General features: G+C 52.0%; 18 protein-coding genes and 1 other annotated feature. Of the genes, 16 read left to right on the forward strand and 2 right to left on the reverse strand.

What is annotated here, in order from left to right:
• Positions 1-218: 218 nt before the first annotated feature.
• Both BH714_RS05370 and BH714_RS05375 read left to right on the forward strand, forming a co-directional pair.
• Positions 219-977: a DUF481 domain-containing protein gene (locus BH714_RS05370; protein WP_025204400.1), complete on the forward strand. Its 759-nt coding sequence runs from the start codon at positions 219-221 to the stop codon at positions 975-977.
• 272 nt (positions 978-1,249) lie between these two features.
• The gene (locus BH714_RS05375; protein ID WP_020884407.1) at positions 1,250-1,483 is read left to right on the forward strand and encodes a YdgH/BhsA/McbA family protein; all 234 of its coding nucleotides are present in this window, start codon (positions 1,250-1,252) and stop codon (positions 1,481-1,483) included.
• Positions 1,484-1,681: 198 nt separating this feature from the next.
• On the opposite strand, the gene yniD is transcribed toward BH714_RS05375, so the two are convergent.
• On the reverse strand, positions 1,682-1,789 hold the full coding sequence (gene yniD / locus BH714_RS24000; RefSeq protein ID WP_008500658.1) for a small membrane protein YniD: 108 nt from the start codon (positions 1,787-1,789) through the stop codon (positions 1,682-1,684).
• A gap of 99 nt (positions 1,790-1,888) precedes the next feature.
• The gene (gene yncL, locus BH714_RS24430) at positions 1,889-2,161 is read right to left on the reverse strand and encodes a stress response membrane protein YncL (RefSeq protein ID WP_072040314.1); all 273 of its coding nucleotides are present in this window, start codon (positions 2,159-2,161) and stop codon (positions 1,889-1,891) included.
• 143 nt (positions 2,162-2,304) lie between these two features.
• Between yncL and thrS the strand changes: the two genes are divergently transcribed.
• The 14 genes from thrS (at position 2,305) to selO (ending at position 14,952) form a co-directional block, all read left to right on the forward strand.
• Positions 2,305-4,233: a threonine--tRNA ligase gene (gene thrS, locus BH714_RS05380; protein WP_014169692.1), complete on the forward strand. Its 1,929-nt coding sequence runs from the start codon at positions 2,305-2,307 to the stop codon at positions 4,231-4,233.
• 3 nt (positions 4,234-4,236) lie between these two features.
• Positions 4,237-4,779: a translation initiation factor IF-3 gene (gene infC, locus BH714_RS05385; protein WP_023616141.1), complete on the forward strand. Its 543-nt coding sequence runs from the start codon at positions 4,237-4,239 to the stop codon at positions 4,777-4,779.
• 97 nt (positions 4,780-4,876) lie between these two features.
• Entirely contained in the window at positions 4,877-5,074 is a 198-nt protein-coding gene (rpmI, locus tag BH714_RS05390) for a 50S ribosomal protein L35 (protein WP_003030583.1), read from the forward strand.
• A gap of 50 nt (positions 5,075-5,124) precedes the next feature.
• The gene (rplT, locus tag BH714_RS05395; RefSeq protein WP_000124850.1) at positions 5,125-5,481 is read left to right on the forward strand and encodes a 50S ribosomal protein L20; all 357 of its coding nucleotides are present in this window, start codon (positions 5,125-5,127) and stop codon (positions 5,479-5,481) included.
• A 118-nt stretch (positions 5,482-5,599) separates the two neighbouring features.
• Positions 5,600-5,724, forward strand: a sequence feature (Phe leader region).
• Positions 5,605-5,649, forward strand: coding sequence for a pheST operon leader peptide PheM (gene pheM, locus BH714_RS24010; RefSeq protein ID WP_001386830.1), 45 nt, complete (start codon positions 5,605-5,607; stop codon positions 5,647-5,649). It overlaps the preceding feature by 45 nt.
• Positions 5,725-5,786: 62 nt before the next feature.
• Entirely contained in the window at positions 5,787-6,770 is a 984-nt protein-coding gene (pheS, locus tag BH714_RS05400; protein WP_020884406.1) for a phenylalanine--tRNA ligase subunit alpha, read from the forward strand.
• Between the two features lie 15 nt (positions 6,771-6,785).
• Entirely contained in the window at positions 6,786-9,173 is a 2,388-nt protein-coding gene (gene pheT / locus BH714_RS05405; protein WP_040017258.1) for a phenylalanine--tRNA ligase subunit beta, read from the forward strand.
• Between the two features lie 4 nt (positions 9,174-9,177).
• Positions 9,178-9,477 carry an integration host factor subunit alpha gene (ihfA, locus tag BH714_RS05410; protein ID WP_003857805.1) on the forward strand — a complete coding sequence of 100 codons (300 nt, stop codon included), beginning with the start codon at positions 9,178-9,180 and terminating at the stop codon, positions 9,475-9,477.
• A gap of 103 nt (positions 9,478-9,580) precedes the next feature.
• Positions 9,581-10,561 (forward strand): vitamin B12 ABC transporter permease BtuC, encoded by a 981-nt coding sequence (gene btuC / locus BH714_RS05415; RefSeq protein ID WP_025204397.1) that lies wholly within the window; start codon positions 9,581-9,583, stop codon positions 10,559-10,561.
• A 33-nt stretch (positions 10,562-10,594) separates the two neighbouring features.
• Positions 10,595-11,146: a glutathione peroxidase gene (locus BH714_RS05420; protein WP_014169696.1), complete on the forward strand. Its 552-nt coding sequence runs from the start codon at positions 10,595-10,597 to the stop codon at positions 11,144-11,146.
• Complete coding sequence (gene btuD / locus BH714_RS05425) at positions 11,146-11,901, forward strand: vitamin B12 ABC transporter ATP-binding protein BtuD (protein WP_032677976.1); 756 nt, start codon at positions 11,146-11,148, stop codon at positions 11,899-11,901. Before BH714_RS05420 ends, btuD begins: the two co-directional genes overlap by 1 nt.
• Before the next feature lie 74 nt (positions 11,902-11,975).
• Positions 11,976-12,440, forward strand: a complete 465-nt coding sequence (locus tag BH714_RS05430) for an NlpC/P60 family protein (protein ID WP_040017261.1) — start codon at positions 11,976-11,978, stop codon at positions 12,438-12,440.
• A gap of 294 nt (positions 12,441-12,734) precedes the next feature.
• Positions 12,735-13,445 carry an EAL domain-containing protein gene (locus BH714_RS05435; protein ID WP_020884402.1) on the forward strand — a complete coding sequence of 237 codons (711 nt, stop codon included), beginning with the start codon at positions 12,735-12,737 and terminating at the stop codon, positions 13,443-13,445.
• Between the two features lie 64 nt (positions 13,446-13,509).
• Positions 13,510-14,952: a protein adenylyltransferase SelO gene (gene selO, locus BH714_RS05440; protein ID WP_040017263.1), complete on the forward strand. Its 1,443-nt coding sequence runs from the start codon at positions 13,510-13,512 to the stop codon at positions 14,950-14,952.
• Positions 14,953-14,980 lie beyond the last annotated feature (28 nt).

Raw genomic sequence — 14,980 nt, forward strand, 5'->3', positions numbered from 1 at the left:
TTAAATATGAATACTGACATAAAGTCTGCTGCGGCTTATATAAAATAAAACGCTTTTTGAGATCGTTCTTATTCAAAAAATGAAATAAGAAATCATTGCTATGTTATTTGCGGCTTTTTATAATTTGTTACCTTTCTCTGGACGCCTTGTCATTGATCCTCAAGAAAGTTTCCGGGACCGTGTGGTCTCTTTTTTTGTTGTACGGACTCCTTAATAAAATGAAGCTTTTGAAGACAGTACCCGCTGCACTGATGCTGGCGGGTGGCGTGTTTGCTGCAATGAACGCGACCGCAGATGATTCCGTTTTTACTGTCATGGACGATCCAGCCACCGCGCAAAAACCGTTTGAAGGTAACCTGAACGCTGGCTATCTTGCACAATCCGGTAACACGAAAAGCTCCTCTCTCACGGCGGACAGTACGCTGACCTGGTACGGTAATACCACCGCCTGGTCTCTGTGGGGAAATGCCAGTAACACCTCCGCGAATGACGAACGCTCTTCCGAGAAATATGCGGTTGGCGGACGTAGCCGTTACAACATGACCGACTTTGACTACCTGTTTGGTCAGGCCAGCTGGTTAACTGACCGTTACAACGGCTATCGCCAGCGTGATGTGTTCACTGCCGGTTACGGTCGTCAGTTCCTGAACGGTCCGGTACACAGTTTACGTTTTGAATTCGGTCCAGGCGTGCGCTACGACGAGTACACCGACGGCGAAACCAAAACTCAACCGCTCGGTTACGCTTCCGGCACCTATGCCTGGCAGATGACTGACAACACTAAATTTACCCAGGGGGTGTCTGTGTTTGGTGCCGACGATACGACGCTGAACTCAGAAACAGCGCTGAACGTGGCCATCAACGAACACTTTGGCCTGAAAGTGGCCTACAACGTCACCTGGAACTCTTCTCCTCCTGATTCTGCTCCGGATCATACCGACCGCAGAACCACGGTTTCACTGGGTTATAAAATGTAATATTCTCGGGCCGATTACGCTATCGGCCCGTTTTTTATTTTTTGAAACTGTGCTGTTTTATATTAAACACTGTTTTGAAATATCTGGTCTGCTGATATCGCCATAATTTCTTCATAATGCGCTTTCATTAATTTGCGGCTTATTTGACACGAATTGATAACGTAACAGGCTAGGCAAAAGTGTGATCTGGATCTACACTCTTAGCACGGGCAGAATTCGGCCTTAAGGTATTTAGCATTATTAGTATTAAATGTAGAAAGAGAAAAAACATTATGAAAAAAATCAAAACTGCCGCAGCAGCGATGGTGCTTTCCGCACTGTCTTTTGGCGTATTTGCTGCTGATGAAACCACCCCGACAGCCAGTGACACCCACAGCCAAATCGGCATTGCGAAAGCCGCTGACGTTGAAGCCGGGTCTAACATCGCGCCAGCCTCTCAGTCCACCGGTCAGTCTATGAATGATGCTTTTGACGTCCATAAACTGGTTGCAGGTGAATGGTCCTGATGGGTTTTGCCGTGTTGTTATTGACGTTTAAACGCTAATTCAACGCGCCAAAAAAACCGGATTTTGTGGTACCGGTTTTTTCGCGGTAAACCTATTTGACGTAAACCTATCGTCCGTATTTCGTCCTGGCGGTGAATACCCGCAAAAGGGTATTACGGATAACGATGTTATTCCCTGCGCAGTTATTTATATTCACGTTCAGCCCCAAATCATTGCCGCCCAACGCAGAAGCAGCATCGCGCCGCAGATGGCAATCAGCACCAGTACCATTTTCCAGTGTTTTACGGCAAAGCGTTTTGTTGGCATAACCTGATCCTTGTAAGTTGATGCGAACAGTCTACCAAACAGGGCGGGGAAATGCCCCTTCTCCAGTGGTGAATCAGGTTATGCCTGCTTCCGGTTCGGTTAGAACCAGTGGAATCGTTCTGCAAGAATCAACAATAAACCGGTGGCTGAAAGGATGTTCAATATCACAACCGTTCTACTTGATACGTTCATGGTATGCACCTTTGGGTTTAAAGACTTGTTCAAGAGTAGCCCAGCATCTCTGGAATGCGAGCACCGGAGATATGCGCCCTGCAAATTCATGAGAAAGTGCCAGCGCAGCAATCTGTCCGCAAAGGGTGCAATCTCTCTTTTGTTAGTGTTACCATTGCAGGGCTTGCCGTAAATCCGCATTTATCTGATTTTCGGTGGGTGAATGATCGCGAGCCAATTTGACGATTGTTGGTCAGATGGTGTCGTAATCTATTGTCAAATCACGATTATTTTCTTTGTATATGCTCTTATGTGTGGGGCATCACTGCAAATAAGGATATAAAATGCCTGTAATTACTCTTCCTGATGGCAGCCAACGCCATTACGACCACGCTGTAAGCCCAATGGATGTTGCCCTGGACATTGGTCCTGGACTCGCGAAAGCAACCATCGCTGGCCGTGTTAATGGTGAGCTGGTTGATGCATCTGACCTGATTGAAAGCGATGCGCAGCTGTCTATCATCACAGCGAAAGACGAAGAAGGTCTGGAGATCATTCGTCACTCCTGCGCGCACCTGTTAGGTCATGCGATCAAACAGCTGTGGCCGAACACCAAAATGGCGATCGGTCCGGTTATCGACAACGGTTTCTACTATGACGTTGATCTTGACCATACCCTGACTCAGGAAGATATCGACGCGCTCGAAAAACGTATGCACGAGCTCGCCGAAACTAACTATGACGTCATTAAGAAGAAAGTCAGCTGGCACGAAGCGCGTGAAACCTTCGTGAAGCGTGGCGAGAGCTATAAAGTCTCTATTCTTGATGAAAACATCTCTCATGATGACAAGCCTGGCTTGTACCATCACGAAGAATACGTCGACATGTGCCGTGGACCGCACGTGCCGAACATGCGCTTCTGTCATCACTTTAAGCTGATGAAAATCGCGGGCGCCTACTGGCGTGGCGATAGCAACAACAAGATGTTGCAGCGTATCTATGGTACCGCGTGGGCCGATAAAAAAGCCCTTAACGCCTACCTGCAGCGCCTGGAAGAGGCGGCTAAACGTGACCACCGTAAAATCGGTAAACAGCTTGACCTGTACCACATGCAGGAAGAAGCGCCGGGTATGGTGTTCTGGCACAATGACGGCTGGACTATCTTCCGTGAACTGGAAACGTTCGTACGCTCCAAGCTGAAAGAGTACCAGTATCAGGAAGTGAAAGGCCCGTTCATGATGGACCGTGTGCTGTGGGAAAAAACCGGCCACTGGGACAACTACAAAGATGCGATGTTCACCACCTCTTCTGAGAACCGTGAATACTGCATTAAGCCAATGAACTGCCCGGGCCACGTTCAGATCTTCAACCAGGGTCTGAAATCCTACCGCGATCTGCCGCTGCGTATGGCAGAGTTCGGTAGCTGCCACCGTAACGAGCCATCAGGTGCATTGCACGGTCTGATGCGTGTTCGTGGCTTTACTCAGGATGATGCACATATCTTCTGTACTGAAGATCAGGTTCGTGATGAAGTTAATGCCTGTATTCGTATGGTCTACGATATGTACAGCACCTTTGGCTTCGAGAAGATCGTTGTCAAACTCTCAACGCGTCCGGAAAAACGTATCGGTAGCGATGAGACCTGGGATCGCGCAGAAGCGGATCTCGCCGTGGCGCTGGAAGAGAACGGCATTCCGTTTGAATACCAGCTGGGCGAGGGCGCATTCTACGGTCCGAAAATTGAATTTACCCTGTATGACTGCCTCGATCGCGCATGGCAGTGCGGTACTGTACAGCTGGACTTCTCCCTGCCGCAGCGTTTAAGCGCCTCTTATGTTGGCGAAGATAACGAACGTCAGGTACCGGTTATGATTCACCGTGCAATCCTCGGTTCTCTGGAGCGCTTCATCGGCATCCTGACTGAAGAGTTTGCCGGCTTCTTCCCAACCTGGCTTGCGCCAGTGCAGGTCGTGGTGATGAACATTACCGATTCTCAGGCTGAATACGTTAAAGAATTGACGCAGAAACTACAAAATGCGGGCATTCGCGTAAAAGCAGACTTGAGAAATGAGAAGATTGGCTTTAAAATCCGCGAGCACACTTTACGTCGTGTCCCGTATATGTTGGTCTGTGGTGATAAAGAGGTGGAAGCAGGCAAAGTTGCCGTTCGCACCCGCCGTGGTAAAGACCTGGGGAGCCTGGACGTAAGTGAAGTGATTGAGAAGCTGCAACAAGAGATTCGCAGCCGCAGTCTTCAACAACTGGAGGAATAAGGTATTAAAGGCGGAAAACGAGTTCAAACGGCACGTCCGAATCGTATCAATGGCGAGATTCGCGCCCAGGAAGTTCGCTTAACAGGTCTGGAAGGCGAGCAGCTGGGGATTGTGAGTCTGAGAGAAGCGATCGAAAAGGCTGAAGAAGCTGGAGTAGATTTAGTTGAAATCAGCCCTAACGCCGAACCGCCAGTTTGTCGTATCATGGACTACGGCAAGTTCCTTTATGAAAAGAGTAAGTCTTCTAAGGAACAGAAGAAAAAGCAAAAAGTTATCCAGGTTAAGGAAATTAAATTCCGTCCTGGTACCGACGATGGCGATTATCAGGTAAAACTCCGCAGCCTGATTCGCTTTCTGGAAGATGGCGATAAGGCCAAGATCACACTGCGTTTCCGCGGTCGTGAGATGGCCCACCAACAGATTGGTATGGAAGTGCTTAACCGCGTCCGTGACGATCTGAGTGAACTGGCAGTAGTCGAATCCTTCCCTACGAAGATCGAAGGCCGCCAGATGATCATGGTGCTCGCTCCTAAGAAGAAACAGTAAGGCCTTCAAGCAGCAAAACCTGTGGAGCCTTCGGGTCTCATAGGTTTTGTTCGCCTATGTTTCGTTTATTTAACAATGCGAAGTGGAAGTAATTAAGATGCCAAAAATTAAGACCGTACGCGGTGCTGCTAAGCGCTTCAAAAAAACCGGTGGTGGTGGATTTAAGCGTAAGCACGCAAACCTGCGTCATATTCTGACCAAAAAATCTACTAAGCGTAAACGTCACCTGCGTCCAAAAGGCCTTGTTTCTAAAGGCGATCTGGGTCTGGTTATCGCGTGCCTGCCGTACGCATAAGCCGTTAACGTTTAATTTTTTACTAAGAATATAGATACAGGAGAGCACATATGGCTCGCGTAAAACGTGGTGTAATTGCACGTGCACGTCACAAGAAAATTTTGAAACAAGCTAAAGGCTACTACGGTGCGCGTTCACGCGTATACCGCGTTGCCTTCCAGGCTGTTATCAAAGCAGGTCAGTACGCTTACCGTGACCGTCGTCAACGTAAGCGTCAGTTCCGTCAACTGTGGATTGCGCGTATCAACGCAGCAGCACGTCAGAACGGTATTTCTTACAGCAAATTCATCAACGGCCTGAAAAAAGCCTCTGTTGAAATCGACCGTAAGATCCTGGCTGACATCGCAGTATTCGACAAAGTAGCGTTCACCGCTCTGGTCGAAAAAGCGAAAGCAGCACTGGCATAAGCCAGTTGAAAGAGGGGGCTTCGCTCCCTCTTTTCATTTAACACCATCAGAACATTGACTTTTACCCGTGCAACCTTTTCAATAAGGTCTTAACGGTTTTTTACCACACAAGGTAACGCAAGCATGAATGCTGCTATTTTCCGCTTCTTCTTTTACTTTAGCACCTGAATTCAGGAGGCTAGCGCGTGAAAGATGAAACGAAAAACAGCGCCAGATAAGCCTCCTGATGGAGGCTTTTTTTGTGTCTAAATTCGAGAGAATAACTCCACCAAATCGGTGTCTGCACCGACATAATGAGGAAAATCATGTCACATCTCGCAGAGCTGGTTGCCAGTGCAACAGCCGCCATTAATCAGGCCTCAGATGTTGCCGCGTTAGACAATGTCCGCGTCGAATATCTCGGTAAGAAAGGGCATTTGACCCTTCAAATGACAACCCTGCGTGAACTGCCGCCAGAGGAACGCCCGGCAGCGGGTGCGGTCATTAACGAAGCCAAAGAGCAGGTGCAACAGGCACTGAACGCGCGCAAAGCTGAGCTGGAAAGCGCGGTGCTGAATGCGCGTCTGGCGGCAGAGACTATCGATGTCTCCCTGCCGGGTCGCCGTATTGAAAATGGTGGCCTGCATCCGGTTACCCGCACCATTGATCGCATTGAAAGTTTCTTCGGTGAGCTCGGCTTTACCGTGGCGACTGGCCCGGAAATCGAAGATGATTACCACAACTTCGACGCCCTCAATATTCCAGGCCATCATCCGGCACGTGCTGACCACGACACTTTCTGGTTCGACGCCACCCGTCTGCTGCGTACTCAGACCTCGGGCGTTCAGATCCGTACCATGAAGGAGCAGGAGCCCCCGATCCGCATCATCGCACCGGGCCGCGTGTACCGTAACGACTACGATCAGACCCATACCCCGATGTTCCATCAGATGGAAGGCCTGATTGTTGATAAGAACATCAGCTTTACCAACCTGAAAGGTACGCTGCACGATTTCCTGAACAACTTCTTTGAGGAAGACCTGCAGGTTCGTTTCCGTCCGTCCTACTTCCCATTCACTGAACCGTCTGCGGAAGTTGACGTGATGGGTAAAAACGGCAAATGGCTGGAAGTGCTGGGCTGCGGCATGGTGCATCCAAACGTTCTGCGCAACGTGGGTATCGATCCAGAAGTCTACTCCGGCTTTGCGTTCGGTATGGGCATGGAGCGTCTGACAATGCTGCGCTATGGCGTGACCGATTTGCGTGCATTCTTCGAAAACGATCTGCGTTTCCTCAAACAGTTTAAATAAGGGCAGGACAGAACAATGAAATTCAGTGAACTGTGGTTACGCGAATGGGTGAACACCACGCTTGATAGCGAAGCGCTTTCCAACCAGATCACCATGGCGGGTCTGGAAGTTGACGGTGTTGAGCCGGTTTCTGGCGCTTTCAATGGCGTCGTTGTGGGCGAAGTGGTTGAGTGCGGTCAGCACCCTAACGCTGACAAGCTGCGTGTGACAAAAGTTAACGTAGGCGGCGATCGCCTGCTGGATATCGTCTGCGGCGCGCCAAACTGCCGTCAGGGCCTGAAAGTGGCCGTGGCGACCGTGGGGGCAGTACTGCCGGGCGATTTTAAAATTAAAGCAGCGAAACTGCGCGGTGAGCCGTCTGAAGGCATGCTGTGTTCGTTCTCTGAGCTGGGTATTTCCGACGATCACAATGGCATCATTGAGCTGCCGCTTGATGCGCCTATTGGTACCGACATCCGCGAATACCTGAAACTTGATGACAACACCATTGAAATCAGCGTGACGCCAAACCGTGCGGACTGCTTAGGCATTATCGGCGTGGCCCGCGATGTGGCCGTGCTGAACCAGACTGAACTGAACGTACCGGAAATCGTACCGGTTGACGCTACCATCAGTGACACACTGCCGATTCAGGTTGAAGCCGCTGATGCGTGCCCACGCTACCTTGGTCGCGTGGTGAAAGGCATTAACGTAAAAGCGCCAACCCCGCTGTGGATGAAAGAGAAGCTGCGTCGCTGTGGTATTCGTTCTATCGACGCCGTCGTTGACGTGACCAACTATGTTCTGCTGGAGCTGGGTCAGCCGATGCACGCGTTCGATAAAGATCGTATCGAAGGCGGTATTGTGGTGCGTATGGCGAAAGAGGGCGAAACCCTGGTTCTGCTCGACGGCAGCGAAGCAAAACTGAATGCTGATACGCTGGTGATAGCGGACCACGTTAAAGCGCTGGCGATGGGCGGTATCTTCGGTGGCGAACACTCCGGTGTAAACGATGAAACGCAAAACGTTTTGCTGGAATGTGCGTTTTTCAGCCCGCTCTCTATCACCGGTCGCGCACGTCGTCACGGCCTGCATACCGATGCCTCTCACCGTTATGAGCGTGGCGTCGATCCGGCACTGCAGCACAAAGCGATGGAGCGTGCGACGCGTCTGCTGATCGACATCTGCGGCGGTGAAGCGGGCCCGGTTATCGACGTCACCCACGAAGCGACGTTACCGAAGCGTGCGACCATTACCCTGCGTCGTAGCAAGCTGGATCGTCTGATTGGTCACCATGTTTCTGACGCACAGGTCAGCGATATCCTTCGCCGCCTGGGTTGTGATGTGACCGAAGGGCAGGACGAGTGGAAAGCCGTTGCGCCATCCTGGCGTTTCGACATGGAGATCGAAGAAGATCTGGTGGAAGAAGTGGCTCGCGTATACGGCTACAACAACATCCCGGATGAGCCTGTTCAGGCGGGTCTGGTGATGGGAAGCCACCGTGAAGCAGATTTGTCTCTTAAGCGTGTGAAAACCATGCTGAACGACAAAGGTTATCAGGAAGTGATCACCTACAGCTTTGTTGATCCAAAACTGCAGCAGATGATCCATCCGGGCCAGGAGGCGCTGATCCTGCCAAGCCCAATCTCCAGCGAAATGTCCGCGATGCGCCTGTCCCTGTGGACCGGTCTGCTGGGGACTATCGTTTACAACCAGAATCGTCAGCAAAACCGCGTGCGAATTTTCGAAAGTGGTTTACGCTTTGTACCGGATAATCAGGCAAATTTAGGCATCCTTCAGGATCTCATGCTGGCTGGTGCCATCAGCGGTAACCGTTACGAAGAGCACTGGGACCTGGCAAAAGGCACGGTTGATTTCTACGATATGAAGGGAGATCTGGAAGCAATTCTCGATCTGACCGGTAAATTATCTGAAATTGAATTCCGTGCAGAAGCGATCCCTGCGCTGCATCCAGGCCAGAGCGCGGCTATCTATTTAGACGGCAAACGCATTGGTTTCATTGGCGTTGTTCATCCTGAGCTGGAGCGCAAGCTGGACCTGAACGGCCGTACCATCGTGTTCGAGCTGGAATGGAGCCCGGTTGCAGACCGCGTTATTCCTCAGGCCCGCGACGTCTCACGCTTCCCGGCAAACCGCCGTGATATCGCGGTTGTGGTCGCGGAAAATGTGCCCGCAGCAGATATTTTGGCCGAATGTAAGAAAGTTGGCGTAAATCAGGTAGTTGGCGTAAACTTATTTGACGTGTACCGCGGCAAGGGCGTAGCAGAAGGTTTCAAGAGCCTCGCTATTAGCCTTATCCTTCAGGATACCAGCCGTACACTCGAAGAAGAGGAGATTGCCGCTACCGTCGCCAAATGTGTAGAGGCATTAAAAGAGCGATTCCAGGCATCATTGAGGGATTGAACCTATGGCGCTTACAAAAGCTGAAATGTCAGAATATCTGTTTGATAAGCTTGGGCTTAGCAAACGAGATGCCAAAGAGCTGGTAGAGCTGTTTTTCGAAGAGATCCGTCGTGCTCTGGAAAATGGTGAGCAGGTAAAACTCTCCGGTTTTGGCAATTTTGATTTGCGTGACAAAAACCAACGTCCGGGCCGTAACCCAAAGACGGGGGAAGATATTCCGATTACAGCCCGCCGCGTGGTGACCTTCAGACCCGGCCAGAAGTTAAAAAGCCGTGTCGAAAACGCAACGCCCAAAGCAGAGTAATATGAACTAACTAAAAAGGCCGCTCACGCGGCCTTTTTTCTTTGCGCTCTCTGGCAAACCCGCCGTAAAATCAATTACATCACACGCTACTAAAACCATGTCCATGCTTGATTATGCCCATCGCCAGCACCGTTTAGATCAACGACACCTGCTTTTGCTCGTGCTGCTGCTCATTGTTACCGCAGGCGTTAGCCTGTGCGCAGGGGAACAGTGGATAGGACCTGAACACTGGTTTGAGCCTGAGGGGCAGCTTTTCGTCTGGCAAATCCGTCTGCCGCGCACGCTGGCAGTGATCCTGGTGGGCGCCGCGCTGGCACTGTGCGGCACCATTATGCAGGCATTATTTGATAACCCGCTGGCGGAGCCCGGGCTGCTCGGTGTGTCGAATGGCGCGGGCGTAGGGCTGGTGGCGGCGGTGATGTTGGGCGGGGGGGAACTCTCCTCATGGGGAATTAGCCTCAGCGCCATTATCGGCGCGTTGCTGATAACAGTAATCCTTTTGCGCTTTGCCAGACGGCACTTATCAACCAGTCGGCTGCTGCTTGCCGGGGTGGCTCTGGGGATCATCTGTAGCGCGCTGATGACCTGGGCGGTGTATTTCTCCACGTCCTTTGACTTGCGTCAGTTGATGTACTGGATGATGGGCGGCTTCGGGGGCGTAGACTGGCGCCAGGGCTGGCTGATGGCACTGCTGATACCGGTCTTGCTGTGGGCAGGCCTGCAGGCACAGCCGCTGAATATTCTCGCGCTGGGGGAAACCTCGGCCCGCCAGCTTGGCATGCCGATAGGCTTCTGGCGTAACGTGCTGGTCATTGCCATTGGCTGGCTGGTTGGGGTGAGCGTGGCACTGGCCGGGGCGATTGGCTTTATTGGGCTGGTTATCCCCCACATGCTGCGTCTGTGCGGGATCACCGACCATCGAACCTTACTGCCGGCCTCGGCGGTTGCCGGGGCGGTAACGCTGCTGGTGGCGGATATCATCGCCCGGCTCGCCCTGACAGCCGCTGAGCTGCCAATAGGCGTGGTGACCGCCACGCTGGGCGCGCCGGTATTTATCTGGCTACTATTAAAATCCGGACGTTAAATCACTACCCGTAAGATAACCTGAGGGAATGCTATGCAGTCTGATATTTTGAATACCGAAGTGACCACCATTGAGGGTGAGAAAACCACGCTGGAAAGCTATAAAGGCAACGTGCTGCTCATCGTGAATGTGGCCTCCAAATGTGGCCTGACGCCGCAGTATGAGCAGCTGGAAAACATTCAAAAAGCCTGGGAGAAAGACGGTTTCACCGTGCTGGGCTTCCCGTGCAACCAGTTCCTGGGCCAGGAGCCGGGCAGCGAAGACGAAATCAAAACGTTTTGCAGCACCACCTACGGTGTGACGTTCCCGATGTTCAGCAAAATCGACGTTAACGGTGAACATCGTCATCCCCTGTATGCGAAGCTGGTGGCGGCCGCGCCGACCGCCGTTGCGCCGGAAGGTAGCGGTTTTTATGAGCGCATGGCCAGTAAAGGACGCGCGCCGCTCTATCCGGACGATATCCTGTGGAATTTTGAAAAATTCCTCATTGGTCGTGACGGACAGGTGGTGCAGCGTTTTTCACCGGACATGACGCCTGAAGATCCGATTGTGATGGAGTCTATCAAGCTGGCGCTGGCGAAATAATGACGTTGCTGATGCAGCTCACGGACGTCGCCGATACGGGGCGTCTGGAGCCGATAACCGGTGCCATCAATGCAGGCGAAATCCTGCATCTTGTCGGGCCGAACGGCGCAGGAAAAAGCACCTTACTGGCGCGCATGGCAGGGCTGACCGCCGGCGCGGGGGAGATAACCCTGCTGGAGCATAACCTTGCTGACTGGTCGCCAGTCTCGCTGGCGCACAGGCGCAGTTATCTGGTGCAGCAGCAGGTCCCGCCCTTTGCGATGCCCGTCTGGCACTACCTGATGCTGCATCTGCACGATAAACAGCATACGTCGCTGCTCACTGAGGTGGCGGCGGGATTAGGGCTAGAAGATAAACTGTCCCGGCATGCCAGCCAGCTTTCCGGGGGCGAGTGGCAGCGCGTGCGTCTCGCGGCCGTCATTTTGCAGATTCACCCGGCCGGCAATCCCCATGGCAGACTGCTGCTTCTGGATGAACCGATGAGCGGTCTGGATGTGGCACAGCAGGCCGCGCTGGACACCCTGTTAAGCTCCCTGAGCAGAAAAGGGATCGGCGTGGTCATGAGCAGTCATGACCTGAACCATACGCTGCGTCACGCCCACCGGGTGTGGCTGTTGGCGCGAGGAAAGATGATTGCCAGCGGCACGCGCGATGCGGTATTGACGCCGCCAAATCTTGCCCGCGCGTACAATATGTCTTTCCGCAGGCTGGATATAGAAGGGCATAAGATGCTGATTTCTACCGTGCAGGCGTAACCGTTTCTTGCCTGTTAACGCCGTTGCACGCTAAATTACGAAAAGAACAAAAAAAGCAGAGGATTCGTCTGAAAATGCGATTCTGGTTTCTCCTGATGGCCGCGTTATTTCTTGCGGGATGCAGTAGCCATCGTGCGCCGCCGCCTAACCCGCGGCTTTCAGATTCTATTACCGTCATTGCCAGCCTTAACGATCAGCTGAGCAACTGGCGCGGCACGCCCTATCGTTATGGAGGCATGAGCCGTGGGGGCGTAGATTGTTCTGGCTTTGTTCTGATGACGTTTCGCGATAAGTTTGATTTACAGCTTCCGCGCGAAACACGCAAACAGGCGGAAATTGGCACGGAAATCAATAAAGATGATTTGCTGCCCGGCGACCTGGTTTTTTTCAAAACCGGCTCGGGTGACAGTGGGCTTCACGTCGGTATTTATGATACCGATAATCAGTTTATTCACGCCTCGACCAGTCGTGGGGTGATGCGCTCGTCGCTCGATAATGTTTACTGGCGTAAAAACTTCTGGCAGGCACGACGTATTTAGTCTGTCAAAGAGCAGTCTCTTATGATGGCATGATAACTAATAAATCATGCCATTTTTTCTCAAATAAGAGGTTTAAAGTTAAATTTACGAAAAATGACTTATCTCCTCAGGTGTCTGTTTTATCTAAAACTGGCTATTACTGAGCAACCAGGATAAGATTATTTTAGATTCAGGGATAAATCTGAAAAATAATACGGAACTAATGAAATTAATCTTATTAAAATCAAGACAGTGGAATTGTGTCGGCAATTGCTCCAGGATGTCCTCTCTCATCTTTAATGCGGGGCGAGTGCAATGATTATTACGCTAGATAATGCTTACCAGTCTGAACTGATGCTTCTGCCTGCCCGTAATAGCGCCGGCGAGCTTAAAGGTTTAGAGGTTCTGGTTAACTTTACTGGCGTCGGTACCCACGTTCGGATCCCCACCGAACTCGTTATCCCGCGGCTTTCTGCTGAAGAAGAGTTAGCGTTGTTTAACGAGAAACTGCAATTGCTTGATACCTGTAAACTGTTTTTTATTCAGCATCAGTTAATTGCATGGATCAATATTACACCTGTAATTGTTGAATTTTTATTAAGTAATGGGAACGCTGTTTCAATACTTGAGCGTTATCCGTTTCTTGAGTTTACTGTTAATGAGAATTATCCAGGTTTAAATAACGGGAAGGACGATCTGCAACTGGCGAGAATGGCAATCCATTTTCCGCTGGTGCTGGCAAACTTTGGCGCAGGCGCAGCGTCGTTGAAAGCCGTTTATGATGGATTGTTTAAACGGGTCATTCTCGACAAGGGATTTATCCAGCAGCGTGCTTCTGAACTCTCTTTTGAGCCTTTTATGCGCGCAATCCTCTGGCAAATAACGCCTCACTGTCAGTCCGTGCTCGTCGGCGGCATTGATGACCACGGTTTATTGCAGCGCGTCTTGTCCTTTAACTTTGGCGCAATGCAGGGGGCGCTCTGGCCAGCCGTCTCTGCAGAGCACGTCACCACGCTCGTTCAGTGATAACCCTCTCTTTCGCCCGTGTTTAAGTCCGGGTAAACCCTCTACACTAAAAGCAGGAGGACCTATGACCCTGTCTTTTACTGCTCACTGGCATGACGAGTTGCCGGGTTTTTATACCGCACTCAAACCCACACCGTTACAAAATTCCCGTCTTATCTGGCATAACGATCGGCTGGCAGATGAGCTGGCTGTTCCACCTGAGATGTTTCAGCCCTCCGACGGCGCTGGCGTCTGGGGAGGCGAAACGCTGCTTGCCGGTATGCAGCCTCTGGCTCAGGTCTATAGCGGACATCAGTTTGGCGTCTGGGCAGGACAACTGGGCGATGGCCGGGGGATTCTGCTGGGCGAACAACGGCTGCCCAACGGGGAGACGGTGGACTGGCACCTGAAGGGGGCCGGCCTGACCCCTTACTCTCGAATGGGCGACGGGCGCGCGGTATTGCGTTCGACTATTCGCGAATGTCTGGCATCAGAAGCGATGCATGCGCTGGGGATCCCCACCACCCGCGCACTGTCGATTGTAACCAGTGACACCCCGGTGGCTCGTGAAACGATGGAAAAAGGGGCGATGCTTATGCGCGTTGCGCAAAGCCATCTGCGTTTTGGCCACTTTGAACACTTTTATTATCGTCGTGAGCCGGAAAAAGTCCGCCAGCTTGCGGATTATGCCATTCGTCATCACTGGTCTCATTTCCAGGACGAGGCCGATAAGTACATTCTCTGGTTCCGCGATGTGGTAGCCCGTACCGCAACCATGATTGCCCGCTGGCAGACGGTCGGGTTTGCCCATGGGGTGATGAACACGGACAACATGTCGCTTCTCGGGTTGACCTTTGATTACGGTCCGTTTGGCTTCCTTGATGACTATCAGCCGGGGTACATCTGCAACCATTCTGACTATCAGGGACGTTACAGTTTCGACAATCAGCCGGCTGTTGGCCTGTGGAACCTGCAGCGCCTTGCGCAAACTCTGTCGCCGTTTATCGACGTTGATGCCCTGAATGATGCGCTCGACAGCTACCAGGACATTTTACTGCGCGAATACGGCGCGTTGATGCGCAACAAACTGGGGCTGGTGACGCAGGAGAGGGGCGATAACGACATCCTGAACGCTCTGTTTGCACTCATGGAACGTGAAGGCAGCGATTACACCCGCACCTTCCGGATGCTGAGCCAGACTGAGCAACACAGTAGTGCCTCACCGCTGCGCGACGAGTTCATTGACAGGCAGGGCTTTGACGACTGGTTTGCGCTTTACCGTGCGCGATTGCAGCAAGAGCAGGTCGACGACGCAACCCGGCAGGCGCAAATGAACGCGGCGAACCCGGCGATGGTGTTGCGCATCTGGCTGGCGCAGCGGGCCATTGAACAGGCAGAACAGGGTGAGTATGACGAATTACATCGCCTGCATGTGGCTCTGCGTACGCCGTTTGCTGACCGTGATGACGACTATGTCAGCCGTCCGCCGGACTGGGGAAAACGCCTTGAAGTGAGCTGTTCGAGCTAGCCCGGGCGGACAAAACCTGACACCTTGC

The organism is Enterobacter ludwigii, from assembly GCF_001750725.1.
Lineage (GTDB): Bacteria > Pseudomonadota > Gammaproteobacteria > Enterobacterales > Enterobacteriaceae > Enterobacter > Enterobacter ludwigii.